This is a genomic window from Tenebrionibacter intestinalis (assembly GCF_016632365.1).
Taxonomy (GTDB): domain Bacteria; phylum Pseudomonadota; class Gammaproteobacteria; order Enterobacterales; family Enterobacteriaceae; genus Tenebrionibacter; species Tenebrionibacter intestinalis.
This window is the reverse complement of the sequence record NZ_JAEPBH010000108.1, coordinates 1-1786: the sequence shown is the minus strand read 5'-3', so window position 1 is coordinate 1786 and position 1786 is coordinate 1. Positions and strand designations below refer to the sequence as shown.

Sequence of the window (1786 nt, the reverse complement as noted above, 5' to 3'; positions counted from 1 at the left end):
GCACTGCTCTTTAACAATTTATCAGACAATCTGTGTGGGCACTCGGGGCACTGATATCTCAGCGTCGAAAGACGTAAACAGAATATCAAGTCTCAAGTGAACAACAGTTAATTCATTACGAACTAACAGTTTAATTCTTTGAGCATCAAACTTTAATTGAAGAGTTTGATCATGGCTCAGATTGAACGCTGGCGGCAGGCCTAACACATGCAAGTCGAGCGGCAGCGGGAAGAAGCTTGCTTCTTTGCCGGCGAGCGGCGGACGGGTGAGTAATGTCTGGGAAACTGCCCGATGGAGGGGGATAACCACTGGAAACGGTGGCTAATACCGCATAACGTCGCAAGACCAAAGAGGGGGACCTTAGGGCCTCTTGCCATCGGATGTGCCCAGATGGGATTAGCCAGTTGGTGGGGTAACGGCTCACCAAAGCGACGATCCCTAGCTGGTCTGAGAGGATGACCAGCCACACTGGAACTGAGACACGGTCCAGACTCCTACGGGAGGCAGCAGTGGGGAATATTGCACAATGGGCGCAAGCCTGATGCAGCCATGCCGCGTGTATGAAGAAGGCNAATGGGCGCAAGCCTGATGCAGCCATGCCGCGTGTATGAAGAAGGCCTTCGGGTTGTAAAGTACTTTCAGCGGGGAGGAAGGTGAGTGGTTTAATACGCCATTCAATTGACGTTACCCGCAGAAGAAGCACCGGCTAACTCCGTGCCAGCAGCCGCGGTAATACGGAGGGTGCAAGCGTTAATCGGAATTACTGGGCGTAAAGCGCACGCAGGCGGTCTGTTAAGTCAGATGTGAAATCCCCGGGCTCAACCCGGGAACTGCATTTGAAACTGGCAGGCTTGAGTCTCGTAGAGGGGGGTGGAATTCCAGGTGTAGCGGTGAAATGCGTAGAGATCTGGAGGAATACCGGTGGCGAAGGCGGCCCCCTGGACGAAGACTGACGCTCAGGTGCGAAAGCGTGGGGAGCAAACAGGATTAGATACCCTGGTAGTCCACGCCGTAAACGATGTCTATTTGGAGGTTGTGGGCTTGACCTGTGGCTTCCGGAGCTAACGCGTTAAATAGACCGCCTGGGGAGTACGGCCGCAAGGTTAAAACTCAAATGAATTGACGGGGGCCCGCACAAGCGGTGGAGCATGTGGTTTAATTCGATGCAACGCGAAGAACCTTACCTGGTCTTGACATCCTCAGAAACCTGTAGAGATACGGGCGTGCCTTCGGGAACTGAGAGACAGGTGCTGCATGGCTGTCGTCAGCTCGTGTTGTGAAATGTTGGGTTAAGTCCCGCAACGAGCGCAACCCTTATCCTTTGTTGCCAGCGATTCGGTCGGGAACTCAAAGGAGACTGCCGGTGATAAACCGGAGGAAGGTGGGGATGACGTCAAGTCATCATGGCCCTTACGACCAGGGCTACACACGTGCTACAATGGCGCATACAAAGAGAAGCGACCTCGCGAGAGCAAGCGGACCTCATAAAGTGCGTCGTAGTCCGGACTGGAGTCTGCAACTCGACTCCACGAAGTCGGAATCGCTAGTAATCGTGAATCAGAATGTCACGGTGAATACGTTCCCGGGCCTTGTACACACCGCCCGTCACACCATGGGAGTGGGTTGCAAAAGAAGTAGGTAGCTTAACCTTCGGGGGGGCGCTTACCACTTTGTGATTCATGACTGGGGTGAAGTCGTAACAAGGTAACCGTAGGGGAACCTGCGGTTGGATCACCTCCTTACCTTAAAGATACAGTCTTCGCAGTGTCCACACAGATTGTCTGAT

At 53.4% G+C, this 1786-nt stretch carries 1 rRNA gene; it reads left to right on the top strand.

Features of this window, described 5'->3' with window-relative positions:
- Positions 1–153 precede the first annotated feature (153 nt).
- Positions 154–1742, top strand: a 16S ribosomal RNA gene (locus JJB97_RS17835).
- Positions 1743–1786: the final 44 nt, after the last annotated feature.